Annotated in this window: 23 protein-coding genes and 4 pseudogenes; 18 read left to right on the forward strand and 9 right to left on the reverse strand. The window is 67.4% G+C overall.

What is annotated here, in order from left to right; genetic code table 11:
• The first annotated feature begins 7 nt into the window (after nucleotides 1-7).
• The 11 genes from AB8998_RS13650 to AB8998_RS13700 all read left to right on the forward strand — a co-directional run bounded on the left by AB8998_RS13650 (nucleotide 8) and on the right by AB8998_RS13700 (nucleotide 10,370).
• Nucleotides 8-1,195 (forward strand): MCE family protein, encoded by a 1,188-nt coding sequence (locus AB8998_RS13650; protein ID WP_369738413.1) that lies wholly within the window; start codon nucleotides 8-10, stop codon nucleotides 1,193-1,195.
• Nucleotides 1,192-2,217, forward strand: a complete 1,026-nt coding sequence (locus tag AB8998_RS13655) for an MCE family protein (protein ID WP_369738414.1) — start codon at nucleotides 1,192-1,194, stop codon at nucleotides 2,215-2,217. Before AB8998_RS13650 ends, AB8998_RS13655 begins: the two co-directional genes overlap by 4 nt.
• The gene (locus AB8998_RS13660) at nucleotides 2,217-3,296 is read left to right on the forward strand and encodes an MCE family protein (protein ID WP_369738415.1); all 1,080 of its coding nucleotides are present in this window, start codon (nucleotides 2,217-2,219) and stop codon (nucleotides 3,294-3,296) included. Before AB8998_RS13655 ends, AB8998_RS13660 begins: the two co-directional genes overlap by 1 nt.
• The gene (locus tag AB8998_RS13665) at nucleotides 3,296-4,777 is read left to right on the forward strand and encodes an MCE family protein (RefSeq protein ID WP_369738416.1); all 1,482 of its coding nucleotides are present in this window, start codon (nucleotides 3,296-3,298) and stop codon (nucleotides 4,775-4,777) included. The genes AB8998_RS13660 and AB8998_RS13665 overlap by 1 nt, the downstream gene beginning before the upstream one ends.
• Nucleotides 4,774-6,021 carry an MCE family protein gene (locus AB8998_RS13670; RefSeq protein WP_369738417.1) on the forward strand — a complete coding sequence of 416 codons (1,248 nt, stop codon included), beginning with the start codon at nucleotides 4,774-4,776 and terminating at the stop codon, nucleotides 6,019-6,021. The genes AB8998_RS13665 and AB8998_RS13670 overlap by 4 nt, the downstream gene beginning before the upstream one ends.
• On the forward strand, nucleotides 6,021-7,538 hold the full coding sequence (locus AB8998_RS13675) for an MCE family protein (RefSeq protein ID WP_369738418.1): 1,518 nt from the start codon (nucleotides 6,021-6,023) through the stop codon (nucleotides 7,536-7,538). Before AB8998_RS13670 ends, AB8998_RS13675 begins: the two co-directional genes overlap by 1 nt.
• Nucleotides 7,535-8,056, forward strand: a complete 522-nt coding sequence (locus AB8998_RS13680; RefSeq protein WP_369738419.1) for an Rv2253/PknI dimerization domain-containing protein — start codon at nucleotides 7,535-7,537, stop codon at nucleotides 8,054-8,056. Before AB8998_RS13675 ends, AB8998_RS13680 begins: the two co-directional genes overlap by 4 nt.
• 60 nt (nucleotides 8,057-8,116) lie before the next feature.
• A complete protein-coding gene (locus AB8998_RS13685; RefSeq protein WP_369738420.1) occupies nucleotides 8,117-8,464 on the forward strand; it encodes a hypothetical protein in 348 nt (115 codons plus the stop codon).
• Nucleotides 8,451-8,768 carry a hypothetical protein gene (locus AB8998_RS13690; protein WP_369738421.1) on the forward strand — a complete coding sequence of 106 codons (318 nt, stop codon included), beginning with the start codon at nucleotides 8,451-8,453 and terminating at the stop codon, nucleotides 8,766-8,768. Before AB8998_RS13685 ends, AB8998_RS13690 begins: the two co-directional genes overlap by 14 nt.
• 103 nt (nucleotides 8,769-8,871) lie before the next feature.
• Complete coding sequence (locus tag AB8998_RS13695) at nucleotides 8,872-9,747, forward strand: hypothetical protein (protein ID WP_369738422.1); 876 nt, start codon at nucleotides 8,872-8,874, stop codon at nucleotides 9,745-9,747.
• Entirely contained in the window at nucleotides 9,744-10,370 is a 627-nt protein-coding gene (locus AB8998_RS13700) for a twin-arginine translocation pathway signal (protein WP_369738423.1), read from the forward strand. Before AB8998_RS13695 ends, AB8998_RS13700 begins: the two co-directional genes overlap by 4 nt.
• A gap of 27 nt (nucleotides 10,371-10,397) precedes the next feature.
• Here the strand turns inward: AB8998_RS13700 and AB8998_RS13705 are convergent.
• The 6 genes and pseudogenes from AB8998_RS13705 to AB8998_RS13730 all read right to left on the reverse strand — a co-directional run.
• A pseudogene (locus AB8998_RS13705) lies at nucleotides 10,398-10,613 on the reverse strand (2-isopropylmalate synthase); the annotation flags it as partial.
• 123 nt (nucleotides 10,614-10,736) lie between these two features.
• Nucleotides 10,737-11,618, reverse strand: coding sequence for an alpha/beta fold hydrolase (locus tag AB8998_RS13710; protein WP_369741563.1), 882 nt, complete (start codon nucleotides 11,616-11,618; stop codon nucleotides 10,737-10,739).
• A gap of 73 nt (nucleotides 11,619-11,691) precedes the next feature.
• A complete protein-coding gene (locus AB8998_RS13715) occupies nucleotides 11,692-12,138 on the reverse strand; it encodes a nuclear transport factor 2 family protein (RefSeq protein WP_369738424.1) in 447 nt (148 codons plus the stop codon).
• A 55-nt stretch (nucleotides 12,139-12,193) separates the two neighbouring features.
• Nucleotides 12,194-12,373, reverse strand: a complete 180-nt coding sequence (locus tag AB8998_RS13720; protein ID WP_369738425.1) for a hypothetical protein — start codon at nucleotides 12,371-12,373, stop codon at nucleotides 12,194-12,196.
• Nucleotides 12,374-12,758: 385 nt separating this feature from the next.
• Nucleotides 12,759-13,280 carry an OsmC family protein gene (locus tag AB8998_RS13725; protein ID WP_369741564.1) on the reverse strand — a complete coding sequence of 174 codons (522 nt, stop codon included), beginning with the start codon at nucleotides 13,278-13,280 and terminating at the stop codon, nucleotides 12,759-12,761.
• Nucleotides 13,266-13,760: pseudogene (locus AB8998_RS13730) on the reverse strand (DinB family protein); the annotation flags it as partial. The pseudogene AB8998_RS13730 and the gene AB8998_RS13725, both read right to left, overlap by 15 nt.
• Before the next feature lie 123 nt (nucleotides 13,761-13,883).
• On the opposite strand from AB8998_RS13730, the pseudogene AB8998_RS13735 reads away from it, so the two are divergent.
• From AB8998_RS13735 to AB8998_RS13750, 4 genes and pseudogenes are all read left to right on the forward strand, one after another.
• Nucleotides 13,884-15,615, forward strand: a pseudogene (locus AB8998_RS13735) (molybdopterin dinucleotide binding domain-containing protein).
• A 78-nt stretch (nucleotides 15,616-15,693) separates the two neighbouring features.
• Nucleotides 15,694-17,121 carry a DUF7159 family protein gene (locus AB8998_RS13740; RefSeq protein ID WP_369738426.1) on the forward strand — a complete coding sequence of 476 codons (1,428 nt, stop codon included), beginning with the start codon at nucleotides 15,694-15,696 and terminating at the stop codon, nucleotides 17,119-17,121.
• Between the two features lie 149 nt (nucleotides 17,122-17,270).
• On the forward strand, nucleotides 17,271-18,296 hold the full coding sequence (locus tag AB8998_RS13745; protein WP_369738427.1) for a type III polyketide synthase: 1,026 nt from the start codon (nucleotides 17,271-17,273) through the stop codon (nucleotides 18,294-18,296).
• A gap of 11 nt (nucleotides 18,297-18,307) precedes the next feature.
• Nucleotides 18,308-18,729: pseudogene (locus tag AB8998_RS13750) on the forward strand (isoprenylcysteine carboxylmethyltransferase family protein).
• On the opposite strand, the gene AB8998_RS13755 reads toward AB8998_RS13750, so the two are convergent.
• The gene (locus AB8998_RS13755; RefSeq protein ID WP_369738428.1) at nucleotides 18,726-19,580 is read right to left on the reverse strand and encodes an SDR family NAD(P)-dependent oxidoreductase; all 855 of its coding nucleotides are present in this window, start codon (nucleotides 19,578-19,580) and stop codon (nucleotides 18,726-18,728) included. The pseudogene AB8998_RS13750 and the gene AB8998_RS13755 sit on opposite strands and share 4 nt — an antisense overlap.
• A gap of 243 nt (nucleotides 19,581-19,823) precedes the next feature.
• Here AB8998_RS13755 and AB8998_RS13760 point away from each other — a divergent pair, with 243 nt between their 5' ends.
• The gene (locus AB8998_RS13760) at nucleotides 19,824-21,224 is read left to right on the forward strand and encodes an IS1380 family transposase (protein WP_369736302.1); all 1,401 of its coding nucleotides are present in this window, start codon (nucleotides 19,824-19,826) and stop codon (nucleotides 21,222-21,224) included.
• A 227-nt stretch (nucleotides 21,225-21,451) separates the two neighbouring features.
• The gene (locus AB8998_RS13765; protein WP_369741565.1) at nucleotides 21,452-22,489 is read left to right on the forward strand and encodes an alpha/beta hydrolase; all 1,038 of its coding nucleotides are present in this window, start codon (nucleotides 21,452-21,454) and stop codon (nucleotides 22,487-22,489) included.
• A gap of 64 nt (nucleotides 22,490-22,553) precedes the next feature.
• Here AB8998_RS13765 and AB8998_RS13770 read toward each other — a convergent pair whose 3' ends face one another.
• Nucleotides 22,554-22,754, reverse strand: a complete 201-nt coding sequence (locus tag AB8998_RS13770; RefSeq protein WP_369738429.1) for a hypothetical protein — start codon at nucleotides 22,752-22,754, stop codon at nucleotides 22,554-22,556.
• A gap of 87 nt (nucleotides 22,755-22,841) precedes the next feature.
• Here AB8998_RS13770 and AB8998_RS13775 point away from each other — a divergent pair, with 87 nt between their 5' ends.
• Complete coding sequence (locus AB8998_RS13775) at nucleotides 22,842-25,514, forward strand: FHA domain-containing protein (protein ID WP_369738430.1); 2,673 nt, start codon at nucleotides 22,842-22,844, stop codon at nucleotides 25,512-25,514.
• A gap of 35 nt (nucleotides 25,515-25,549) precedes the next feature.
• Here AB8998_RS13775 and AB8998_RS13780 read toward each other — a convergent pair whose 3' ends face one another.
• Nucleotides 25,550-25,714 (reverse strand): hypothetical protein, encoded by a 165-nt coding sequence (locus AB8998_RS13780; protein ID WP_369738431.1) that lies wholly within the window; start codon nucleotides 25,712-25,714, stop codon nucleotides 25,550-25,552.
• Nucleotides 25,715-25,961 lie beyond the last annotated feature (247 nt).

The raw sequence follows: 25,961 nt of genomic DNA on the forward strand, positions 1-25,961 counted from the left end.
GTAAACCGTGTCGAACTCCGCCGTACGCCCGTTGCTGGGGTTGGCCACCGTCGTCGCAATCGGTGCGATCGTCGCGGGGGCGATCGTCCTATTCCGCGGCGGGGCGGTCGAATCCGTTCCGGTCACGGTGCTGTCCCCGCGGGCGGGTCTGGTGATGAACCCCGACGCGAAGGTGAAGCTGCACGGTGCGCAGGTGGGCAAGGTGTCCTCGATCGAGAACCTGCCAGACGGTCGAGCCGCCATACACCTGGCGATTGAACCGTCTTGGCTGCACCTCATTCCGGCCAATTCGCGTGTCGACATCGAATCGACGACGGTCTTCGGATCGAAATTCATCCAGCTGACACCGCCGCCGGACCCCTCGCCGCAATCACTGAAGGCGGGACAGGTGCTCGACTCCCAGCATGTAACTGTCGAGATAAACACCGTTTTCCAGCAGTTGGTATCGGTGCTGTCGCGGATAGAACCCGAAAAGCTGAACGAGGCCCTTGGCGCCCTCGCGCAGGCGTTCAGCGGGCGGGGCGAGAAGTTAGGCCATGCGCTTGCCGATCTCGACACGCTGTTGGCCAAACTCGATCCGAGTCTGGCGGCCCTGAGCCACGAATTCGCGTTGGCGCCAAAGATGTTCAACGCTTATGCCGATGCGGCGCCGGATTTGGTCGCGATCGCCGATGGCGCAACCCGGGTCAGCGACACGATCGTCGACCGACAACAGGATCTCGACACACTTCTGATCAGTGCGATCGCCCTGGCGGACACGGGAAACGAGGTGTTGGCCGCGAACGCCAAGGCGTTCGCCGATGTCATGCATCTGCTGGTGCCCACCACCGCGCTGACAAACAAATACAACCAGGCCCTTACCTGCGGCCTGGCGGGCCTCAAGCCGCTGGCCACTGGGCCGCCCCTTCCGGTGCCGGGTGTTCTCTTGCTGGATTCGTTCCTGCTTGGCACCGAGCGGTACCGCTACCCGCAGAACCTGCCCAAGGTCGCGGCAACCGGCGGTCCGCAGTGCATGGGGCTGCCGAACGTTGGGTTCGGCCAGCGTCCGCCGTATCTGGTCACCGACATCGATGCCAACCAGGCCCAGTACGGAAACCAGGGCATCTTGTTGAACTCCGATGCTCTCAAGCAGATGCTGTACGGACCCATCGACGGACCACCACGCAACACACCACAGATCGGGCAGCCAGGATGAGGGGCGGCGCTGCGACCGCGGTCAAATTTGGAGTCTTCGCCGTCGTGACAACACTGCTCACGGCGGCCCTGTTCGCCATCCTCGGCCAGTACCGCACGGGTTCGACGAATGCCTATTCGGCCGTGTTCGGCGATGCGTCCAGCCTCAAGCCCGGAGACTCCGTTCGCGCCGCGGGCATCCGGGTGGGCACTGTCACCGGCGTGTCGCTGCAACCGGACACCTCGGTGGTGGTGAGCTTCGATGCCGACCGCGAAGTCGTACTCACCGCCTCCACCAGGGTCGCGGTGCGCTATCTCGACCTTGTCGGTAACCGCTACCTGGACCTCATCGATGCGCCTGGCTCCGCCAGGATCGAACCACCGGGCTCGCGCATCCCGCAGAACCGCACTGAGCCCGCGTTGGACCTCGATCTGCTGCTGGGCGGATTGAAGCCGGTGATCCAGGGACTCAACCCGCAAGCGGTCAACGCGTTGACCAACTCGCTGATTCAGATTCTGCAAGGCAGCAGTGGCGACATGGAGTCGTTGTTCGCCAAGACTTCCTCGTTTTCTCACACGCTGGCAGACAACGGGCAAGTCGTGCAGCAATTGATCGACAATCTCAACCAGGTCGTCGCGACGGTTGCCAAAGACGGTGACAAGTTCTCCGGGACGGTGGACCGTCTCGAGCGACTCATCACGGGCTTGTCCGCCGACCGCGATCCCATTGGAGAGGCCATCACCGCGATGGACAACGGGACTGCATCGTTGGCGGACCTGCTCACCCAGGCCCGCGCACCGCTGGCGGGCACCATCGACCAACTCAACCGGCTGGCTCCGTTGCTGGACAATGACAAGGCGCGGCTGGACCTTTCGTTGCAGCGGGCGCCGGAAAACTACCGCAAGCTGGTACGGCTCGGCGCCTACGGCAGTTTCATCAACCAATATCTGTGCGGAATATCGATCCGGGTCAGCGACCTTCAGGGCCGCACCGCCGAATTCCCCTGGATCAAACAGGATACCGGAAGGTGCGGTGAGCCCTGATGCTCAAATACCGCGGCGGCCAACTCATTCGGACCGGCTTGATCGGCTTCGTGCTGGTCGTGCTCGTCGTCATCATCGGACTCCACCCCCAACAGCTGTTGTCGATGGCCACCTCCGTGCGCTATCAGGCGCTGTTCACCGAGGCCGGCGGCCTCACCGCCGGAAACGACGTCCGAGTGTCCGGCGTCAAGATGGGCACGGTCTCGGAGATCTCACTCAGCCACGGAAAGGCGTTGGTGACGTTCAGTCTCGACTCGAGGGTGCGTCTCGGATCGACGACGACCGCGCACATCAGGACGGGGACGTTGCTGGGTGCCCGGATGTTGGCTCTGGAACCCTCAGGTGGCGGAGCTATGCACGCGGCCGACGTCATCCCGGTCTCGCGCACGTCCTCGCCGTACTCCCTGACCGACGCCGTCAGCGACTTCGCTGACAACACCGCCGGGACGGACACCGCGGCGCTCAACCGGTCCCTGGACACATTGGCCGAGACCATAGACCGGATCGCGCCGCGCTTGGGGCCGACGTTTGAGGGCCTGAGTCGGCTGTCGCAATCGTTGAACAACCGGAATGAGTCGCTTGCCAACCTGCTCAAGAACGCCGCCGATCTCACGGCGATCCTGTCGGCGCGCAGCCAACAGGTGAACACGCTGCTGCTCAACGCCAACGACCTGCTGGGGGTCTTGCATCAACGTCGCTATGCGATCGTCAATCTGCTCGCCAATACTTCAGCGCTGGCCCAGCAGTTGTCCGGCCTGGTCGCAGACAACGAGAAGGAGCTGGCGCCAACGCTGCAGAAACTGAACTCGGTGACGGCGATGTTGGAGAAGAACCGGGACAACATCGCGAAATCCATGGCTGGCTTGGCGAAATACCAAGTAACCCAGGGCGAATCAGTAAACAACGGCTTCTACTACAATGCCTTCGTCGGGAACCTACTCCCGGCCCAAGCTCTGCAACCATTCCTGGATTACGCCTTCGGCTTCCGCCGGGGCGTCAATGCAGGGCAGCCACCCGACAATGCAGGCCCGCGGGCAGAATTCCCCTGGCCGCACAACGCAATTCCCGGAGGGCGATGATGAGGGCGCGCAGACCGCGGCTCACCAGAGCACTGTCGGTGACCTTCGTGGCGCTTCTCGTTGCGGCCGCGGCATTCATCCTGCGCCAGGAATTCTTCGGGCCGAAAAGCATTACCGCGTACTTCAGCTCGGCGACCGCGATCTACCCCGGAGACGAGGTGCGTGTCGCCGGGGTGAAAGTGGGCACGATCAGATCCATCGAGCCACAGGGAACCCAGGCCAAAATGGTCCTCGCCGTGGATCACGATGTGCCGATACCCGCCGACGCAAAGGCGGTGATCGTGGCGCAGAACCTCGTTGCGGCGCGGTACGTGCAATTGACGCCGGCCTACGGTGCGAATGGATCCGGCGGGTCGATCATGGCTGACGGAGCGGTGATCGGCGTGGAGCGCACCGCGGTCCCCGTCGAATGGGACGAGGTGAAAACGCAACTGATGCGGCTGGCAACGGAGTTGGGGCCGGCCAACGGCGCATCGACCACGTCGCTCGGGCGCTTCATCGACAGCGCGGCCAACGCGATGGCCGGCAATGGGGACAAGCTCCGTCAAACCATCACCGAACTCTCCAAGGTCGGACGGATATTGGCCCACGGCAGCGGCAACATCGTCGACATCATCAAGAACCTGCAGGTCTTTGTCTCGGCCCTGCGGGACAGCAATGCCCAGATCGTGGAATTCCAGGATCGCCTGGCCACGGTGAGCGACGTCGTGGACGGTAACCGGTCCGACCTGGACGCCGCGCTCACCAACCTGTCCTCAGCGGTCGGCGAGGTGCGGCGATTCATCGCCGAAAGCCGGGACCAGACCGCCGAACAGCTGGGGCGACTGGCGAACGTGACCCAGAACCTCGTCGACAACCGCACGGCGCTGGAGAACGTTCTGCACGTGGCGCCGAACGCAATCGCCAACGGCTACAACATCTACGACCCCGATACCGGAACAGCCAGGGGAGCATTCGCAATGTCGAACTTCGCCAACCCGGTGGCACTCGTGTGCTCGGCGATAGGCGCCGTGAAGAACGCCACCGCCACCGAAACGGGCAAACTCTGCGCCCAGTACCTCGGTCCGGCCTTGCGCCTGATGAACTTCAATTACCTGCCGATACCGTTCAACGCCTATCTGCGGAAGTCGCCCGATCCGGGGAATCTGGTCTACTCGGATCCCAACCTGGCGCCCGGCGGGGCGGGCGGGGTTCCGCCCGTACCCTCCGAGCCCCCGGCGGTGTCGGCGTACACAGGCGCGGGAGACATGCCGCCGCCGGCGGGATGGGATTCGCCACCGGGGCCGCCCGGAGCCTATGCGCCGCGCGGGTTGCCGGCGGACCCGTCGCCGGCCCTGTTCCCGGGTGCATCGGTCCCGCCCGGCGTACCCGGCGCCGCGCGACCGGCGCCGTCACCGTCCAACTTGCAGGACATGCTGCTGCCTGCGCAGGCACAACCGCCGACGGGCGCAACGCCTGAACCCCTGGGCGGAACGCCATGAGGGGCGCGCCATCGTGGCGCCGCATGGCACTGATCGCGTCCTCGGTGGTGATGACCGCGACAGGGTGCGCGTTCGACGGCTTGAATTCGTTGCCTCTGCCCGGCACGGTCGGACGCGGTCCGGGCGCGGTGACCTACCACGTGGAGATCGCCAATGTCGGCACCCTCGAATCCAATTCACCGGTGCTGATCAACGACGTGGTGGTCGGCAGCGTCGGCAAGATGACCCTCCGCAACTGGCACGCCGACGTCGAGATCTCGGTGCGCCCGGATGCGATTGTGCCGGCCAACGCGGTGGCCAGCGTCGGACAGACCAGTCTGCTGGGCTCCATGCACCTGGAGTTGAATCCGCCACCGGGCCGACCGCCGGCCGGGAGACTCGAGCCCGGGTCCACCATCGGCCTGCAGCGCTCGTCGACCTACCCATCCACCGAGCAGACCCTGTCCTCGCTTTCGGTCATCGTCAACGGTGGGGGATTGGGCAAGGTCGGCGGCCTGATCAACGAGTTCAACGCGGCCCTGGGCGGCCGCGAAGACAAGATCCGCGATCTGCTGAGTCGCCTGAACGACTTCGTCGGGCTGCTGGACACCCAGCGCGACAACATCAATGCGTCGATTACCGCGTTGAACAAGCTGTCCGGCACCGTGGCCGGACAAAGCGGTGTCGTCACCCAGGCGCTCGACCGCATTCCTCCCGCCCTCGACGTGCTGGTCAAAGAGCGGCCGCGGATCACCACAGCGCTGGAGAAGTTTCGGGTGTTCAGCGACACGGCCACCGGGGTGATCCGTTCGTCTCATGCCGATCTGGTCGCCAATCTGCGAAACCTGGAGCCGACGGTGCGTGCCCTGGCCGATGTCGGGCCAAGCCTGGACACGGTGCTCGGGTTCGTGCCGACGTACCCGTATCCGCAGAACTTCATCGACCGTGCAATCAGGGGCGATTATTTGAACGAGTTCATCACGTTCGATTTCACGATTCCCCGACTCAAGAGGGGACTGATGCTGGGCACCCGGTGGGGTCAGGAGGGCGCCGAATTGGTGCCGGCGCCGGGGGATCCGTGGTACAGCACGTTCACCAAAGACCCGCTCAACGCTCCGCTTACGGCCCCGCCCAGCGCGGTGGCGATGCCGCCGACGGCCGGCGCGCCGCCAGAGTCGGGCTCCGTGGCGACGGCTCAGCAAGCCAATTCGGCACGGGTCCCATCGCCAACCGATTTCCCGCCACAGGATGTCGGGGGCCGCTGATGTTGACACGTTTCGTTCGAGTCCAGTTGGTCATCTTCACGATTGCATCCGTGATCGGGATTTCCGTGATGGTGGTCGAGTATCTGCAGGTGCCTACCCTGCTCGGCATCGGCCGAATGACGGTCACGCTCGAATTGCCGGGAACTGGCGGGCTGTACCGGTTTTCCAACGTGACCTATCGGGGAGTGGAGGTAGGAAAGGTCACCGAGGTGCGGCCCACGCGGGCCGGCGCGGCCGCGACGCTGTCGTTGCAGACCTCCCCGAAGATCCCCGCGAATCTGCATGCGGCGGTGCTCAGCGTCTCAGCGGTCGGCGAACAATACGTCGACCTGCAGCCGGTGACTTCGGCAGGCCCCTATCTCGCAGACGGTTCGGTCATCCCCGCGGCCAGGACTTCGATCCCGCAGGCCGTCGGACCGATGTTGGATCAGGTCAGCTTGCTCATCGACAGTATCCCGAAGAACAAGGTCAGCGGCCTGCTCGATGAAACATTCAAGGCTTTCAACGGGTCTGGGTACGACATGGGATCGTTGCTCGACTCGTCTTCGCGGCTCATCGGCGACGCGAATGCGAACGCCGAGCGGTCGCGGGCACTCATCGACGACAGTAAGCCGCTGCTGGAGGGCCAAGCGCAATCCACCGCCGCCATCCGAACGTGGGCACGCAGCCTCGCCGGCATCAGTGGACAACTGGTCGCCGATGACCCACAGACGAGGGTACTGCTCCGTGCCGCGCCGTCGGCGGCCGACGAGGCGGCACGCTTGTTCAATCAGGCCAAACCGACACTGCCGGTGCTGTTGGCCAATCTCACCACCCTTGGACAGGTCGGCGTCACCTACCACCCCTCGCTGGAGCAATTGCTGGTGTTACTACCGCCCACGATTGCCGCCACACAGTCCTACGGTGTGCCCAAGAACAATCCGACCGGTTTCTCGCTCGGAGACTTCACCCTGACGATCAATGACCCGCCGGCTTGCACCGTGGGCTTTTTGCCCCCGTCGTCGTGGCGGTCACCGGAGGACACCACGGTGATCGACACCCCCGACGGCTTGTACTGCAAGTTGCCGCAGGATTCTCCCATCGGGGTGCGCGGCGCCCGCAATTACCCGTGCATGGGGCATCCGGGCAAGCGCGCGCCGACGGTCGAAATCTGCGACAGCGATAAACCCTTCGAGCCGCTGGCGATTCGCCAGCACGTGCTCGGCCCCTATCCGATGGACCCGAACCTCATCGCGCAGGGAATTCCGCCCGACGATCGAACCAGCTTCAACGACAACATCTTCGGGCCGGTCGACGGCACGCCGCCGCCACCGTCTTCGCCCGTCCCGGACGGAGGGGTCCCGGCCGCCGCGCCGAGTGCGTACGCACCCCAGGGAGGAGCCGGTCCGTCGGTTGCCATCGCCACCTACGACCCCCGCACCGGGCGCTATGCCGGCCCGGACGGCACGGTGTATCGCCAGTCGGATCTGGTGGCCCACGCCGGAAGGCGTTCGTGGAAGGACCTGTTCCCCACATGAGGGGGCGCCGATTCCGCGCTTTGGCGAGTATCCCCATTGCGGCCGCCACGGTGATTGCGACGATCGTTGGTGCACCGTCGGCCGGGGCGGCCGACGGCTGGGGTCTCAACGGCAGGTACACCGCGACATCGAACGGGGAGTGGGCGAAGACCAACGACATCTACCACGACGAGCCGAGCATCCGAAGCACGTGGACCATCGACACCACGTGCAGTTATCCCACCGAATGCGCGGGCACGGTGGTCAGCGACTGGGGCTGGCGCGCCCCCATCTATCAGACCGGCGGGGTCTGGTTCGTCAAGCACGTCGTCGACAACTGGCAGCCGTGCCCCGACGGGACGGCCGCCGCCGGCCTTCAGGTCTTCAGGTTTGCCCCCACCAACCCTGACGGCGACACCGTCGACGCGGCGTCGACCGTTTTAACCGGCGCCGACGAGACGACGGGCATCAGCGGTTCCTGTGGCAGGAGCAGGACACTTTTCATCAGCATGCCCTTCAAGCTGGTCAAGGCGGGTTGACAAGTGGCGACGAAAACTCCTGCTCACAGCGATGTTCCGGTCACGGCCGTAGTGGTCGCGGTGCTGACACTCGCTGCCTGCATTCCCGCCCCGGCGGCGGCCCAGGGATCGGAGTGTGACGACCCCACCTGCGTTCCCGGTATCGCAGGGGGCGTCGTCCTCGGCGCACCATGCGCGGATACCGCCCATTTTGTCTTCGGTACGACGTCCTGGGGGCGCTTGGTCTTCTGCGGCTCCCCGCGGCGGTACGGGCCCAGATACTTTCGGTCCCCGACGATGCGGGGGATCAAGGACGAAAACGCCAACTGCGAGGGGTTCGAGAATTCGGTCGCGCAGGCACCCGACGGGTTGTTCCTCACCTGCTTGTCCGTCGACGGTGAACCCCGGTGGGTTCGTGGCGACGGCTAGCCCCTCCGAGGTGACGATGATGGACGGCACGCGCAAATGCGTAGTGCGGCGTCTGGTCGGGCTGGCAACGTCATTGCTCACCGCGACCACAGCAGGTGCGCGCGTGCCCGCGCACGCTGACGAGCCGGTGCTGCACCGGGTCACCTACGTCGTGACCGCGGAAACCCGCGTCGACGCAGACATCTACTTCTGGGACGCCGACCCGCCCGGCTGGGCCGACTACAGCCAAAATCCCTACCAATACAGCCCCAAAGTCGAGAACTCGGGTCCCACGGGCGCACTGTGCTCCATACGGCACTGGTGAGGCCGCGCGGCGGGCAATGCTCACTGAGCGGGAAGGTCGACCCGGTACGGCCACCCGCTCGGCTAACTTGCCTCGAGAAGCGGTCCCGGCACCAGCGCAAGATGTGCTCGATCTGGAATGGAAAAATCAACGGGAGGACGAAATGCCCGATACGACAACGCGGTCGAACTTCAACGGCAGCGAGGACGTATCAGCTGACGCCGGTCTTCTCGAAGAAGCGGAGGCAGAAGCGGCAGAGGCCGAAGCCCTGGCCGCCGCCGCCCGCGCCCGCCTGAAAGCCATGCGGCTGGCCCAACGTGGACAGCTGGCTAAAAGTGCGTTGCCAGAGGCCTCTGCGGTGGCCCCTGGCGGCGACGACACCCCTTCCGAGGAGGACCCTCCTTCCAAGGATGAAACTCCACTGCCCCTTGTCGACGCGACGGTCACCGATGCTTCCGCATCGCGCTCTGACGTAGACGAGCCACCACCCGAACGGGAGGCGCGCCGACCCCGCCGTCCGGCCACGATGACGGTCCTGGTAAGTATCGCGCTCCTCGGCACCGCCGGACTGATCGCCGCAAGCGCCGTCATGATCCGACACCACGCCGTTCTGACGCGTCAGCAGCACCGCGCTGCGGAGTTCACCGCCGCGGCACGACAAATTGTCGTCACACTGATGTCTATCGACGCGGCACGCGCCAAAGACGATGTCCAACGCATCATCGATAGTTCGACGGGCCAATTCAAATCTGACTTTCAGACTGCCGCAGACGATTTCGTCAAGGCCGCCCAGAAAGCCAAAGCGGCCACCAAAACCAGCGTCCGCGCCGCCGCCGTGGATTCGATGACAAGCGACACCGCGGTGGTTCTGGTTGCGGCGAACACCACCCTCACCGATACCACCGGCGCCGCGGGACAGCCCCGCTCGTGGCGGCTGAGCCTCAAGCTGGTCAGGGACGGCGGACAGATCAAGATGTCGAGCATGGAATTCATCCCATGACCGCCAGCCGCGTCGAAAACCGCGACGCCACGCAGTTTGACGCAGTCAGAACCAGCGTCAGCGACGAGCGGCCCAGCGACTGCGAGCGCGGTTGGGTGGATGAGGCGGCGAACACGCGCCGAAGTCGTCTACGACGACTGGTGTCGCGTTGGCCACTGATCATCTCCGGATTGGTATTCGTGGCTGCCGCCACGGGGACAGCCGGGCTGTACTTCGGCCAATATCTGCACGACCGGCAGACCGATGACGTGGCCGCGAAGTCGGCGGTCGCCGCGGCTTCGCAAGGAACTGTCGCCCTTCTTTCGTATGCGCCGGACAAACTCGAGAGTGACCTGGCAGCCGCAAAGTCACACCTGACAGGTGACTTCTTGACCTATTACAGCAAGTTCACCGATCAGATCGTGCTGCCCGCGGCCAAGGCCAAGGGCGTCAGCACCACGGCTGTGGTGAAGCGTGCCGTAGTCGACGAACTGCGCGCGGACTCGGGCAAGGTCTTGGTCTTCCTCGATCAAACCACTACCAGCAAGGACACACCCGAGCCGGTTCAGACCGCCAGCAGCGTCATCGTCGGCCTGACGCGGATCGATGGAGTGTGGCTCATCTCGACGTTCGATCCGATCTAGGCCGTACCCTCGCCACTGAGCCCGATGGTGGCGACCCGCTTCGCCCGGCTCCGCCGCGCTCGCGATCGCCACTGAGCCCGATGGTGGCGACCCGCTTCGCCCGGCTCCGCCGCGCTCGCGATCGCCACTGAGCCCGATGGTGGCGACCCGCTTCGCCCGGCTCCGCCGCGCTCGCGATCGCCACTGAGCCCGATGGTGGCGACCCGCTTCGCCCGGCTCCGCCGCGCTCGCGATCGCCACTGAGCCGACGGTGGCGACCCGCTTCGCCCGGCTCCGCCGCGCGTCGAACGTGAAGTGGTTGCGAAATCTGCGCGGAGATGTCGCAACCACTTCACTCTCGGCGAGCCGCCGCGCTCGCGATCGCCACTAGCGCGACAGGAACGCCAGCACGGTGCTCTCGAACGCCTCCTTGGCCTCGATCATCGCCCAGTGCCCGGACTTCGGGAAGATGTGCAGTTCAGCGTTGGGGATGGTGCGCATCGGGATGAGGGCCATGTCGGGCGGGCTCACCCTGTCGTCGCGGCCCCACGTCAGCAGCGTCGGGGCGGTCAGCTTGTGCATCGTCGCCCACGGCATCGGCCGGTCGGAGGCCTCCATCGCCGCGGTCATGGCGGCGAACGCCTCCTTGCCGTACATGCGGCGCGCGGCGGCCAGTGTCTCGGGGTCGGTGGCCAGCTGCCAGCGTTCCTCGATCAGCTCGTCGGTGATCAGCTTCTGGTCGTAGACCATCGATTTGAGCCAGTCCACCAGCCGCTGGCGGGTGGGGTCCTCGGTGAACTCCTGCAGCAGCCGGATGCCCTCGCTGGGGCTGGCGCTGAAGATGTTCGTGCCGATCCCGCCGATGGTCACCAGCCGGCCGATGCGGTCCGGGTTGCGGATCGCGAAGTTGATGCCGACCCCGCCGCCCATCGAGTTGCCGATGACGTGGACCCTGTCGACGCCGAGCGCGTCCAGGAACGGCACGACGGCGCCGTGCGCGGTCACCATCGGGTGGCCCCCGACGTCCGGGCTCACGCCGAAGCCTGGGAACTCGAGGATCAGGCAGCGGTAGTGCTCGGCGAAGCGGGGCAGGAGTCCACGGAAGTTGCGCCAGCCGGTGACCCCGGGGCCGGAGCCGTGCAGGAACAACAGCGTGGGGCGGGAGTCGGGCCCGCAGTCGTAGTACCGCAGCGCGCCCTTGGGCGTTTCGATTTCGCGCAGGTCTTGCTCGACGACGATCGATTCAGAAGTGTTGGCCACGCATGTCACCCTGCCATGCCCGCGCTTCGGGTGGGCAGCGGTGTTCCGCAGGCCGGTCATTCGACGGGTGAGCGCCCGGGGCTCAGCCCGCCGGCGTGCGTCCCATGGCCGAGTCTGGGGCCGTCCAATCCGTCGACACCCGGCGGTGTTCGATCAGCCAGGCGGCACCGTCGGGCACCAAGGTGTCGCGGTAGCGCCCGAAGTGGTCGAGCCCGATGTGGGTCAGCACGGTGAAATACGACGACACCTGCGCCCGCCCGGCAGTCAGGCCGGTGATCAACACGTTGGTGAGATTATGCCGGACAACGGGTTTGACACCCGCGCTGTCGGCCAGGTCTCCGGTCACGCCGCCGAGGAACTCGCGGATCTCGGAGCGCCCGCGCAGCGGGTTCAAGCCGCGAATCTCCAGAACGCCGTCGGGATGGAAGGTCTCGGCCAGCTCGTCGAGGCGGCCGGCGTCACCCGACCAGTTGTAGCGTGTCAGGGTTTCCCGGATCTGTTCGCGGGCGACGAGTTCCCACATCTCCATCGTGGTGACCCTAATGGCCCGGCGGCGGATCGCCGAGGACCGCGCGGGTCGACCGCTATCTGACGAGGTAAGGCCGGAAGTGGTGCCTGGTCGCCGGCGTGATGCCGTTGAGGTCGAAAACCGCGATCAGCGCGCGCAGCAGGTCGGGAGACCATTCGTGGAACGGAAGCTGGTCCACCCGGTCGAGCAGTTCGCAGCGCAGATAGTCGAGGTCGGGTTGTCGGTCGTCGGTCATCAGCGGGTTGGCGGTTGTTGGCGCATCGACCCAGTTCCTTCCCGAGGGGTGGGCGATCATCGTGGCGGCCGCTTCGTGTTTGCGCGTGGTGGTTGATCTGTGCCGACATTAAGCCGGGAGCCGGGCGGGTGTACAGTTCGGCGGCCGGACTCGAACCCAATTCCCGGCGGAAAATCAGCAGGTTGTCAGGTTCGCGTCGCGGCGAACGCCGCCGCGGCGGCGCCGAATTGACTCGCGGTTTCCGGTAGATGTCGGCGCACCCAACCGGTGCCCAATGATTTGCCGGGCATTAGCCGGGCGTTGGCCTTCCCGGAGGGTTGCCGCAGGCGGTGCCTGTCGCGCTTGGTTGCCGCCGGATTGCTCCACGGCGTACATCGCGGTGGGCTCAGCCGTCGACGATCGCCCGAAATTCGACCTGCGGTGCGACGGTCACGTCGGCGCTGAGCGAGTTGGCGATGTAGCACTCCCGATGCGCCACGGCGACGAGGTGGCGCACCTGCGCTGCGGTCGCTCCCGCCGCCACGACGATCCGCGGTCGCAGCGCGATGCGGCTCAGCCGCATCGGGGGAGTACCGGCGGGCATGACGCCCACCGCGTCGTCGGTGTAGCCGAGCACGTCGACGCGCGCCCGGGCTGCCGCGGCGAGAAACGACAGCAGCTGACACGACGCCGCGGCCATCACCAGCAGCTGTTCGGGGTTGAGCCGGTCCGCGGTACCGAGGAACGCCGGGTCCGCCGACAGTGTCAGCGTGTCGTGGGCCGGGGGCGCGCTGACCTGATGCTCGCGCCGATAGTCGCGGTAGCCGACTCCCGTCGAGCCCTGCCAGCTGCACCGAACCCGATAAGCGTGGTCTCCGAGACCCGCGACGGGGACAACGCCCGCCGGCGCGCCGACCTGGCGGCGGATGTCGAGGAGGTGATGCCGGGCCTCGTGCACGGTGTGGACGGCGAGCCAGCGCAGCGACCGCTCCTGCGTCCGCGGGTAGTGGTAGACCACCGTTCGGTCCCACTCGCCGTCGCCCAAGCGGGCCAAGACGTTGGCGAAAAGCGCTGCGGCGTCTTCGAGTTGGCGCGCCACGTCGATCGGGTCCTGCTCGTCGTACCCGTCGTGGTCGACCCGCTCCTCGCGCCCCATGGCGGCGCAGTCCGCCCCGTCCGCCCGCCGGGCCGCCAGGACGCGCTCGCGCTGCACCAGCAGCACGTCGCGCAGGTGGCATCCGTAGCCCAGCGGCGACCACACCTCCGGCCGAGGGCGAGACCGGGCGTCGACCGCACCGTCGCGCAGGACCGCCGCGACCTCGGCCACTCCCGCCCGGATGTCGTCCCCGGCCGCCTGGGCCAGGCGGAGGTCGTAGGTGAAACCGCATTCGGGGCAGCGTTCGGCCATCGCGCCATCTTTTCAGAGACCCGCAGCACCCACTTCCGCTACGCCAGGTCGCGGAATACAGTTGGGCGGGTGACGACCGGCGAACGCACCAGGTACCTGCGCACCTGCCCACTCTGTGAAGCCATGTGCGGGTTGGAGATTCACGTCGAAGGCGGCCCAAAAGACGGCAAGGTCACCGGCATCCGCGGAAACCGCGACGACGTGTGGAGCCGGGGGCACCTGTGCCCGAAGGGCGCGTCGCTGGCCGCGCTGCACCACGACCCCGACCGCATCCGCCGCCCGTTGATCAAGGTCGACGGGCAATGGCGCGAGGTCAGCTGGGACGCCGCGTTCCGCCGCTGCACCGAGCTGCTGGCGCCGGTGATCGACAAGTACGGGATCGGTGCGGTCACCGCCTACGCCGGTAACCCACTAGCACATTCGTTTTCGCTGGCCCGCTACGCGGGTGTGCTGATGGGGATGTCGGGGATACCGATCACGTATTCGCCGGGCACGGTCGACCAATGGCCGAAAAACCTGTCGTCGCACCTGATGTACGGGCTGTGGTGGAACTTCCCGGTACCCGACATCGAGCGCACCGACCTGATGGTGATCATGGGCGCCAATCCCGCCGCGTCGCAGGGTTCGCTGCTGGCCGTGGCGCGATGCTCCCCAAGCCGGCGGCCTGGTCGATCACCACCCAGCCGCTGCCCGGCCTGGAAAGCGGCGCAGCCGAATTCGGCCGCTGGCGCACCCGGGTGCGCGGCGCCAAGGAGGTCCTCGGTCAGGCTCCGGTGTCGTGCAGGCCGAAGAGATCGCCACACCGGGCGACGGGCAGCTCAAGGCGCTGATCACCGTAGCCGGCAACCCGGTGCTGTCCACGCCCGGCGGCGACAGGCTCGACGAGGCGCTGCCGATGCTGGAAGCAATGATCTCCGTCGACCTGTGGCTCAACGAGATGACGCGGCATGCCGACGTGATCCTGCCCGGGTTGTCCCCGCTCGAGCAGCCGCACCACGACGACCTGATCCTGCTGTTCGCGATACGCAGCATCGCCAACTATTCGGCGCCGGTGTTCGACCCGGGCGACCGCCCGCACGAGTGGGAGATCCTGATCCGGCTCACCGGCCTGTGCACCGGCACCCCGGCCGAGGACGTCGACGTGGCGGCGATCGACGACGGGTTCTTCGACTACCTGGCCTTCACCCAGGGACTCGACGGAGCGAAGATCCGCGAACTCTATGAGTACGGCGGCCCGGAGCGCATGCTCGACCTCACGCTGCGGACCGGTCCCTTCGGCGACCGCTACGGCGAGAACCCGGGCGGACTGACCCTCGACCTGCTCAAAGCCAACCCGAACGGGATCGACTTCGGGCCGATGGTGCCCCAGCTGCCCGACCTGCTCGGCACCCCCGACAAGAAGATCCGGCTCGCCCCGCAATACCTGCTCGACGACCTGCCGCGGCTGGCCGCGCGGCTGCAGCGCCCCGCCGACGAGCTCGTCCTCGTGAGCCGCCGGCATCTGCGGTCGAACAACACCTGGCTGCACAATGTGCCCGCGCTGATGAAGGGCAAGGACCGGTGCACGCTGCTGATGCACCTCGACGACGCGGCCCGCCGCGAGATCGCCGACGACGACGTCGTCACGGTGAAGTCGTCGGCCGGCGAGATCAGCGTGCCCGTCGAAATCACCGACGCGATCAGGCCGGGCGTGGTGTCGATGCCCCACGGCTGGGGGCACGGCAAGCCGGGCACCCGCATGGCGGTGGCCAACGGCTCACCGGGCGTCAACACCAACGTGCTGTCCCCGCCGACGTTCCTCGACGAACGGTCCGGCAACGGCGCCCTCAACGGCATCCCGGTGACCATCGGCTGACACGCCACCGTCGATGTTTACGGTGGACACGGGCGGGGCATCGGAGAAGGGCCGGGAAAAGCCATAACGGGAGGGGCGGTGGAGACCGTACTCGGGGTGTCGATGACACCCACGATGGTTCGGATGGTGCTGGTCGAGGGCGAGAACGCTGACGGCGCCACCGTGGACACGGAAGGCTTCGAACTGCCCGCTGGGCAGAGTCCTGACGACACCGACGCCCCCAGTCAGGTGGTCTCGGCGATCCTCGGAACCCGGGAAGGTGCGGTCGACGCCGGCTACCAGCTTTCATCGATCGGGGTGACGTGGACCGAGGCCGGACAGGCCGCCGCCCTGAACGACTTGCTGGCCGGATTGAAAATCGAGAAAGTCATGCTGGTCTCGGCTTTCTTGGCCGCGGCCGCGCTGGCTCAGACGGTGGGCAGCGCGACGCGCTACGCGCACACCGCGCTGCTGTTCCTGGAGCCCTACACCGCGACGCTCGCGGTGGTCGACTCCGCGGACGGTTCGCTGGCCGACGTGCGGCGACAGAACCTACCCGACGACGAGGACGCTGCCGTCGCAGCATTGATCGCGATGGTCGCCGGTGTCGACGCGCTGCAACCGCGGCCGGACGGCCTGTTCGTCGTCGGCTCCGACGGTGTCGACGTCGCCGCGATCAAAGGGCAGCTGCAGCAGGCGACGTCGCTGGTGGTGAGCACACCCGAGGAGCCGGAGACGGCGCTGGCGATGGGCGCGGCGCTGGCGTCGGCCAACCCGCCGTTGTTCTCCTCGTCGACGGCCGCTCTGGCCTACGCGCAAGATCCCGGCACGGGCGTGGTGGGCCCGCACGCGGCCGTCCCCGGCTACCTGGAGGTCCCGGCTCCCGCCGACCAGGGCGACGAGGGGCTGGCCTACAGCGCCGTCCCCGACGAGGACGCTGACGCGCTGACGACCGCCACCGGCGGCCTTGCCGCGTCCGCGATCGGTGCCGAGGAGGACGGCGAACCGCGGGAGACGACCAGACCGTTCCTGGTGGCCATAGGCGTGTTGTCGCTGTTCGTCGCCGGGGTGGTGGCGCTCGTGTTCGCACTGGCCTTCGCCATCCGGCCACACGTCGACGACCGGCCCGCCATCGGCGCGACCGCCGTCGCCCCGGCGAAGCCGCCCCCGCCGCCGGCCCCGCCCGCCAAACCGGCAACCAATCAGCGCCCCCCGGTGAAGCCGGCACCGGCCGCGCCGGCCCCGGCAGCCCCTCCGGCCCCGGCGGCTCCACAGGCCCCTCCGCCGCCCCCGCTGCCCGCCCCACCGGTGCCCCTCGGCCCGCCCGGCCCGCCGATCCCCGCGCCGGGCGCGGGCATACCGGGCGGAGCCCCCGGCCCACCGATCCCCGGAGTTCCACCGATTTTCGGGGGGCCTCCCGGTCCACCGATCCCCGGACCCGGTCCGGTGGGTGGTCCCGGCGGACCCCCGGGCATCCCGATCCCGCACCTCCCGGTGCCGGGCATCCCGGGCATTCCGGGTCTCTGACGGGCCGCTTTCGCGCGGCTCTGTGCGCGATGAACCTTGAGGGGCCGCCGCTCGTCGGCTGGGGTATGACTGCAACAAGGTATTCTCGGCCCTCGCAATGTTCCGCTCATCATGGCCGCGGCGCGGCCCCGCGGATCGCCGGCACCGCCGTGGCGTTCACCCGGCACCGTTACGACCAGGACGAAGTGGCGCACGAGCTCACCGAGTTCGCGGAGCCCGGGTTCATGCGCTTCGCTCAGACGACGGGTGTCGACCGTCGCAGCCTCGCGCTGCCGCTGTCGCGCTACCCGCGTCTGAGCGGGTTCACCGAAGCCAATGACGCCTACCTGGAGGTCGCCGTCGACCTGGGTGAACATGCCCTGCGCGAGGCGCTCGCCGAGGCGAATGTCGAACCGCACGAGGTGGATTCGATCGTGATGGTTTCCAGCACGGGTATCGCGGTACCGACGATCGACGCGCGGCTGATCTCGCGGGTCGGCCTGCGGCCGGACATCAAGCGGGTCCCGCTGTTCGGGCTCGGCTGCGTGGCGGGCGCCGCGGGGATGGCACGCGTCCACGACTACCTGCACGGCTACCCGGGGGATGTGGCCGTGTTGTTGTCGGTCGAGCTGTGCTCGCTGACACTGCAGCGTGACGACGCCTCGATCCCGGCCCTGATCGGTGTGTCGCTGTTCGGGGACGGCGCGGCCGCGGTGGTCGCCACCGGCGCAGACCGGAACACGTTGGGGCACAACCTCGACCGTGCCCCCCACGTCCTGGCGACCCGGAGCCGTGTGGTGCCCGAGACCGTCGACGTCATGGGCTGGAACGTCGGCTCCAGCGGCTTTCGGCTCGTCATGACCCGCGACGTCCCGAAGATGGTCGACGACCACCTGCGCGGCGAGGTCGAGAGCCTTCTGGCCGAACACGGGCTGACCGTCGCGGACATCTCGACGTGGGTGTGCCATCCCGGCGGTCCGAAAGTGCTCGACTCAATCGAGAACGCGCTGGGGCTTTCGCCGGAGGCGCTGGCACACAGCCGGGATTCGATGCGCGAGAACGGCAACATCTCGTCGGCGTCGGTGCTCGACGTGCTGCGCAGGACGGTCGCCACGCCGCCGGCCGCCGGCGAGTTCGGGGTGATGCTGGCGATGGGTCCGGGCTTCAGCTTCGAGCTTTTGCTGCTGCGGTGGTGAGGAGGCTGCTCATGTATTTCCTGTTCGTCCTCGCTGTCGCCGTCGAGCGCCTGATCGAGCTCGCGGTCTCACGGAGCCACACCAGATGGTCAATCGCGCACGGCGGCAAAGAATTCGGGCGCTAAGACTACCCGGCGATGATGAGTGTTCATGCTTTGCTACTGGTTTCGTGCGTCGTCGAGGTGTGGTCCGCGCACGCGCCGTTTATTCCGTGGCTGGGCTGGCCGATGGTTGCCGTGGTGGCGCTCAGCACCGCCGTCCGGTGGCGGTGCGCCACCCCAACTACGTCGCGGTCGCGGCGGAGGTGGCGGCGTTGCCGCTGATCCATTCCGCGTGGCTGACTGCGGTGGTGTTCAGCCTTGCCAATGCGCTGGTGCTGACCGTGCGGATCCGCGCCGAGAACGCGGCCCTGGGATATGTCCGAGCGGCCTAGGGCGCGATGGGGCGGTTAGTCCATTCCCGGCCGGCCCGGCGCGACGAGCGGAACCAACCGCCCGCCGCGCCGGTGCCGCCGTCTGTCGGGATGGTGTGCCCGGTGACGAACGCCGAAAGATCCGATGCCAGAAAGAGAATCACCCGCGCCTGGTCCTCGGGCACCCCCATGCGCCCGATCGGGACCCATTGCGGCCACTGCGCCTGCTCCTCGGCGGACAGCCATTGCGAATAGGGCACCTGTAGGGATTCGGTGACGTCGGGCCCGATCGCGTTGACGCGCACACCGTCGCGGCCGACCTGGACCGCGAGGCTTCGGGTGAAGTGGATGACCGCGGCCTTGAAGGCCGCATACACCGGATCCTCCGGATAACCGCGCAAACCCTCGACGGAGGACACGTTGACGATCGCGCCGGCGTGCCTCTCGATCATCGCGGGCAGAAACGCCCGGGTCACGACGAAGACGTGGTGCAGGTTGACCCGGTACAACTCGTCCCACAATTGCGGGTCGGTGTCGACGAAATTGCCGGGGTGGCGCAGCCAGTGACCGACGTTGTTCACCAGCACATCGACCCGGCCGAATCGATCCAGGACCGCGCGGGCCAGGTCGGCGACCTGGCCGGAGTCGCGAACGTCGGCCACCACCGCCGTGGCGGCGCCGCCGGACGACGTGATCTGCTCGGCGGTGCCACGGGCCAGATCGGCATCGATGTCGACGACCACCACCCGGGCGCCGTGCCGGGCGAACAACCGTGCGGTGGCGGCTCCGATCCCGCCGCCGGCGCCCGTGACCACCGCGACCCGGTCCGCGAGCAGAGCGGCGGCGCCCGCCGGAGCTTCCGCGTTGTCCATGCTCACCATCTTGGGGCACCGCCGCGTTACCCCGCCCAGGGGTTGGCCAAACGTGACGATCGCGACATGACCCCGCGTTCACCCCCGGTTTCCCGGACCGCGTGCAGGGTACTTGCTCCTGCCAGCCTGGATTTTTCATCGAATGTGGAGCTCAGGGGTGTCGTTAACGTGAAAGGTGCACTGCCGCAAGGATAATCGGAGTATTCGAGGCTCGGTTATCCAGGATGGGAGTGCACCTGTCAGATGCAGGCTACTACGGATTGGTCGAAGAATGTCCGAGTTGAGGTCCGTGGCGACGACGTGGTCGGGCACGCCGGTAACGTGATACCCCGGTTGCTGGCCGACAATCTGGGTTTGACCAGCGGTTTGTCGTCGGTGCTGTCGCGCCCAGAAGTCACCCACGACCGAGGCGCGGTGTTGCGCGATGTGGCGGTATCGATCGCCGGCGGCGCGCAGAACCTGGCCGGCACCGCGGTGCTGCGCGATCAGCACCGGTTGTTTCAGGCGGTGGCGTCGGTTCCGACGATGTGGCGGTCCCTGGGCGAGATCGACGAGCAGAGCATCACCGAGGTCACGGCCGTGCGCAACAAGGTCCGCTCTCGGGTGTGGGAGGCGATCGAGGCCCGCCACGGTGCGATCCCGGCTTCGCAGACCTGCTATGGGGACCTCGGGGACACGATCGTGATCCGCATCGACGCGTCGCTGATTCAGTCGCACAGCGATAAGCAGCACGCCGCAGGCAATTTCAAAGGCGGGTTTGGCTTCCACCCGCTGTTGGCGTGGTGTGACAACACCGGCGAACTGCTGGCGGTGATCGCCCGTGCAGGCAACGCCGGCTCGAACACCGCGGCCGATCATATCGCGATCATCGACGCCGCGATCGCGGCGATCCCGGCCAAGTGGCGCCGCAAGTTGCTGGTCACCATCGACGGCGCGGGTTCAAGCCACGCCGTCGTCGAACACCTGGAGAAACTCAATGCCCGGCCGGGGATGTCAGTGGGCTACTCGGTCGGATTCGACCTCGATGAGCGGGTCCGGGTCGCGATCGGCCAGATGCCCGATGCGGGATGGCAAGCCGCACTGGATGCCACCGGAGCGGCCCGTGACGACGCCCAGGTCGCCGAGTTGACCGGGCTGCTGCGCCACAGCACCGGAGGGGATCGGCTGGTCGGCTGGCCGGCCGGCATGCGCATCCTGGTGCGGCGCGAAGAAATCGAACACGGCACCCAGTTGTCATTGTTCGAGCAGCTGGCCGGCTACCGCTACCAGGTCCTCGCCACCTCGACTGCCGGTGGACAACCCCAGCGACTGGAAGCCCGCCACCGCGTCCACGCCCGGGTGGAGGGCTTCATCCGCACCGGCAAAGACACCGGCCTGGCCCGCTGGCCCTCACACTCGTTCGCCATCAACACCGCTTGGGTCACCGCCGTCGCGATCGCCATCGACCTGCTGTGCTGGATGCGACTGCTACTCCTGGACGGCCCACTGGCCAAAGCCGAACCCGCCACCCTGCGCTACCGGCTGCTGCACGCCGCGGCCCGGCTGATCAAACGATCCCGCTACCTGATCCTGCGGATCCCCCAAACCTGGCCCTGGGCACAAGAATTCGCCGACGCCCTCAACAGGGTCCGCGCCATACCCTGACCCACAGGCCCCTATGCCCTCTCGACCCCAAGAAAGGAGTAACCACCCCCGGGATAAAGGACCCGGCGTCACCGCACGACACGCGGCGCCGCCGCCTACCCCCAGCCTCAAAACCTCGACAAAGCTGCCGCCCCGCAGACCGCCACAGCAGAACCCGGGCCACCGTGAAATTCTGAGGCCAGGAGTGATTGCAATTGGCAACGAAGAAGAAAGATCCGTGCCACGTTTTGCCAAAACAGGAGAACAAGCGGCGAATTCACCATCGCCACAGTCCGCAATCGGTTGCGGTGTCCCTGGCCAGTCGGCTGATCGTGAAGAATGCGGTTCGCGCGTGGGCTTTTCAACCGAACCTGCATTGGCCGCTGGAATACGTTGACGGCCTGGCAGGTCTGCTGCCCCACTTCAGGTCGTCCGCGAAGATCGATCCCGTGCGGCTCGAGAACTGCAACGCGGAATGGGTTCGTGCGCCCGGCGCGTCGTCGACGCGGGCGATTCTCTATCTGCACGGAGGCGCATTTCTGACCTGCGGCCTCAACACGCACCGCTCGCTCGTGACCCGCTTGTCGAAAGCCGCCGACGCCGCGGTGCTCACCGTCGGATACCGGAAGCTGCCGTCACACCGGGTCGACGACGCCATCCAGGACGGCCTCGACGGGCTGCGCTGGCTGCAGGAAAGCGGCTACGACGGCGAACAGGTCGTCGTCGCCGGCGACTCGGCCGGCGGATATCTGGCGTTCATGACCGCGCTCGCGGCCATTCGCGCCCGAGTCGCGAAGCCGGCGGGTATCGCGACGATCTCGCCGTTCGCCGATGCGGACCCCGCCGAAAAATTGAGGCACCGCAATGCCCGTCGGTGCTCCATGTTCACGCGTGCGGCGTTGTCGATATTCACGCAATATCTCGAAGAGGTGCAACTTCCCGGCCCGGACGGCTCCACGGGTCCCGTCGTCTCACCGGTCGATGCCGATCTGTGCAGTTTGCCCCCGGTCACCATCCACGCGAGCTCCGACGAATTGCTGCTGCCCGACGCCGAACTGATGGCAAAGCGCTTGGATGCCGCGGGAATTCGCTGCGATCTGCATCTGTGGGACGGGCAGATCCACGATTTCCCGTTGGCGGCCGACATTTTGCCCGAAGGTCGCCGCGCCATTCGCTACATCGGCGACTTCGTCAAAGAGGTCACGGCCGGAATAGGAGAGTCGTCGGACGGCGAAGTTGCCGTGCCATGGTCCCGCGAAGCGCCGGCCGTCACGAGGGTGGGGTAGCCGCGGTCGCTCGAAAACGGCTGTGCGGCAGTGTGATGGCGTAAGCCGGCCAGACGTCCGAATGTCAGCCGCGGTAGCCGAACTCCTCGACTTCCGGGTCGATCGGGACGGTCTCCCGCTGCTCCTGCCAGTCCGGGGCGCTCGTCTCCAGCGGCACGTCACCCGCGCACCCGTCGTCGTCGGGAAACTCAGCCGTCTGGTGCCATTGCTCCACGGCGTCGGCGACCGGCACGTCGTCGGGGAATTCGGCGTCGCTGTCGATCATGGACGACGGGTTACCCCGGAGTTTCGGCTCGAAACTCCGGCGTAGCGCCTGCCCCCGATCCGTCGCGCTGCCGATACAGTGAAGCGGATGAGCCGTCCAGCCCCACCCGTGCTGACCGTGCGCTACGACGGATCCGAGCGCACCTTCGCAGCAGGAAACGACGTGGTGATCGGGCGCGACCTGCGCGCGGACCTGCGCGTCGCGCATCCCCTGATATCCCGGACCCACCTGATCGTGCGGTTCGACCAGGGCCGCTGGATCGCCATCGACAACGGAAGCCTCAACGGGCTGTACGTCAACAACCGCCGCGTGCCGGCCGTCGACATCCAGGACGGCCTGCGGGTCAACATCGGCAATCCGGACGGCCCCGCGCTGACGTTCGAGGTGGGCCGCCACCAGGGCTCGGCGGGGCGGCCGCCGCTGACGACGTCGATGCCGATCTTCAACACCCACGGCGACGGCGCCGCGGCGGCGCCGCACGGCCACCCGCAGCCCGTCGCGCAGCGGCCCGGCCAGCCCCAGCACCCGCCGTCGGCCACGTTCCGGCACCCCGGGCAGCCGCCCAGCGGTCCGCAGCAGAGCCACCCGCCGAGCGGGGTGATGCCGGGCCATCCCGCGGAGCCGCAGCCGCGCCACCCGACCGGCGGACACCACGTCGGGCCGCCCAGCGGCCCGCAGCAGGGGCCGCAGATCTACCGGGCGCCACCCATGCGGGTGCCCGCCGCGCCCGCGGGCGAGCCCAGGGCCGTCGAGACCGGCCGCATCGGCGGCGATGCGACCAACATCGCGACGTCGATGATGCGCATGCTGCGCCCGGGCAGGTCGGCGCCGGAGTCGGCGCCGGGAGCGATCAAGATCGGCCGGGCCAACGACAACGACATCGTCATTCCCGAGGTGCTGGCGTCCCGCCACCACGCCACCCTGATCCCGACCGACCACGGCACCGAGATCCACGACAACCGCAGCATCAACGGCACCTTCGTCAACGGCGCCCGGGTCGACTCCGCGCTGCTGCACGACGGCGACGTCGTCACGATCGGCAACATCGACCTGGTCTTCGCGGGCGGGGCGCTGGTCCGCCGCGACGAGACCGCGACCGCCACGCGCACCGGCGGGCTCGACGTGCGCGGGGTGACGTGGACGATCGAGAACAACAAGACGCTGCTGGACAACATCTCGCTGGGCGCACAGCCCGGAACGCTGACCGCCGTCATCGGTCCCTCCGGTGCCGGCAAGTCCACGTTCGCCCGGCTGGTCGCCGGCTACACGCACCCGACCACCGGCACGGTGACCTTCGAGGGCCACAACGTCCACGCCGAGTACGCCTCGCTGCGCAGCCGCATCGGTATGGTCCCGCAGGACGACGTGGTGCATGGGCAGCTGACAGTGCAGCAGGCGCTGATGTATGCCGCCGAGTTGCGGCTGCCGCCGGATACCACCAAAGAGGACCGCGAACAGGTGGTGGCGCGGGTGCTCGAGGAACTCGAGATGACCCAGCACCTGCACACCCGGGTCGACAAGCTGTCCGGCGGCCAGCGCAAGCGGGCGTCGGTGGCGCTGGAGCTGCTCACCGGGCCGTCGCTGCTGATCCTCGACGAGCCGACGTCGGGTCTGGACCCGGCCCTGGACCGCCAGGTCATGACCATGCTGCGGCAGTTGGCCGACGCCGGCCGCGTGGTGCTCGTGGTCACCCACTCGCTGACCTATCTCGACGTCTGCGACCAGGTCCTGCTGCTGGCCCCCGGCGGCAAGACCGCGTTCTGCGGGCCGCCCGGCCAGATCGGTCCCGCCATGGGGACGACGAACTGGGCCGACATCTTCAGCACGGTGGCCAACGACCCGGACGGGGCGCGGGCCCGCTACCTGGCGCGGACGGGACCGCCCCCGCCGCCGCCACCGGCCGAGCAACCCGCGGAGATCGGCGACCCGTCGCACACGAGCCTGGGCCGGCAGTTCTCCACCATCGCCCGGCGGCAGATGCGGCTGATCATCTCCGACCGCGGCTACTTCGCCTTCCTGGCGGTGTTGCCCTTCATCATGGGTGCGCTGTCGATGTCGGTTCCCGGCAACGTCGGGTTCGGCATCCCCAACCCCATGGGTGCCGCGCCCAACGAGCCCGGGCAGATCCTGGTGCTGCTCAACGTCGGCGCGGTGTTCATGGGCACCGCGCTGACGATCCGCGACCTCATCGGTGAGCGCCCGATCTTCCTGCGCGAGCAGGCCGTCGGCCTGTCCACCGGCGCCTATCTGCTGGCCAAGGTCTGCGTGTACACGGTGTTCGCGGTCGTCCAGTCCGCGATCGTCACCGTCATCGTCCTGATCGGCAAGGGCGGTCCCACCCAGGGGGCCGTCGCCCTGGGCCGGCCGGGTCTGGAGCTCTTCGTCGACGTCGCGCTGACCTGTGTCGCCTCCGCGATGCTCGGGCTGGCGCTGTCGGCCATCGCCAAGTCCAACGAACAGATCATGCCGCTGCTGGTGGTCGCGGTGATGTCGCAGCTGGTGTTCTCCGGCGGCATGATCCCGGTCACCGACCGCATCGGCCTCGACCAGATGTCGTGGGCGACGCCGGCCAGGTGGGGCTTCGCCGCGTCGGCATCCACTGCGGACCTGCTCAAGCTGGAGCCGGGCCCGGTGACGCCGAAGGACTCGCACTGGCAGCACACCGCCGGCGCATGGTGGTTCGACGTCGCCATGCTGTTCGCGATCAGCATGGTCTACTTGGGTTTCGTGCGGTGGAAGATTCGCCTCAAGGGCGGCTGATCACCTGGCGGCGACCGGCGAAGCGCCGCGAAAGGTCAAGCCCCTGTGCGCGCGACCTGTTCGGCGGCGGCACGCATGCGGTCGGAGAGCTGCAGGAGATCGTGCTCACCCACCCCGTGGGGCAGCGTGTACGCCAGCTGGCGCAACTCGACGGCGCAGGTGCGTAGTTCCTGGCGAAGGCGTGTCTCAACAGTTGGCATCTGCTTCTCCCCGTGCGCTTCGGACCGAGCGGTACGACTGATACCTAAAACCGGTCGATCCCACGATCCTTGCAGCCTCATCGCGTGGCCGCGAGGGCCGTCGCGCGGATTTACGGGAGTTTGACAGCGTTTTAACAGTTTGAAACCCGGATGCCGTCCGACGTGCACTTTCATGACTACCGGTCATTCAACTGACGCCTCGGCACCGCGGCCCGGGGGACGATGCCGTCCCGGGGGAACGGCCGTC

The organism is Mycobacterium sp. HUMS_12744610, from assembly GCF_041206865.1.
In the GTDB taxonomy this organism is placed as follows: Bacteria; Actinomycetota; Actinomycetes; order Mycobacteriales; family Mycobacteriaceae; genus Mycobacterium; species Mycobacterium servetii.

Coding starts and splice junctions, on each gene's coding strand:
- AB8998_RS13780 (WP_369738431.1), bottom strand. CDS start 25,714: ATGCCAACTGTTGAGACACGCCTTCGCCAGGAACTACGCACCTGCGCC.
- AB8998_RS13675 (WP_369738418.1), top strand. CDS start 6,021: ATGTTGACACGTTTCGTTCGAGTCCAGTTGGTCATCTTCACGATTGCA.
- AB8998_RS13775 (WP_369738430.1), top strand. CDS start 22,842: ATGAGCCGTCCAGCCCCACCCGTGCTGACCGTGCGCTACGACGGATCC.
- AB8998_RS13770 (WP_369738429.1), bottom strand. CDS start 22,754: ATGATCGACAGCGACGCCGAATTCCCCGACGACGTGCCGGTCGCCGAC.
- AB8998_RS13755 (WP_369738428.1), bottom strand. CDS start 19,580: ATGGACAACGCGGAAGCTCCGGCGGGCGCCGCCGCTCTGCTCGCGGAC.
- AB8998_RS13720 (WP_369738425.1), bottom strand. CDS start 12,373: ATGACCGACGACCGACAACCCGACCTCGACTATCTGCGCTGCGAACTG.
- AB8998_RS13655 (WP_369738414.1), top strand. CDS start 1,192: ATGAGGGGCGGCGCTGCGACCGCGGTCAAATTTGGAGTCTTCGCCGTC.
- AB8998_RS13760 (WP_369736302.1), top strand. CDS start 19,824: ATGCAGGCTACTACGGATTGGTCGAAGAATGTCCGAGTTGAGGTCCGT.
- AB8998_RS13670 (WP_369738417.1), top strand. CDS start 4,774: ATGAGGGGCGCGCCATCGTGGCGCCGCATGGCACTGATCGCGTCCTCG.
- AB8998_RS13700 (WP_369738423.1), top strand. CDS start 9,744: ATGACCGCCAGCCGCGTCGAAAACCGCGACGCCACGCAGTTTGACGCA.
- AB8998_RS13715 (WP_369738424.1), bottom strand. CDS start 12,138: ATGGAGATGTGGGAACTCGTCGCCCGCGAACAGATCCGGGAAACCCTG.
- AB8998_RS13665 (WP_369738416.1), top strand. CDS start 3,296: ATGAGGGCGCGCAGACCGCGGCTCACCAGAGCACTGTCGGTGACCTTC.
- AB8998_RS13660 (WP_369738415.1), top strand. CDS start 2,217: ATGCTCAAATACCGCGGCGGCCAACTCATTCGGACCGGCTTGATCGGC.
- AB8998_RS13680 (WP_369738419.1), top strand. CDS start 7,535: ATGAGGGGGCGCCGATTCCGCGCTTTGGCGAGTATCCCCATTGCGGCC.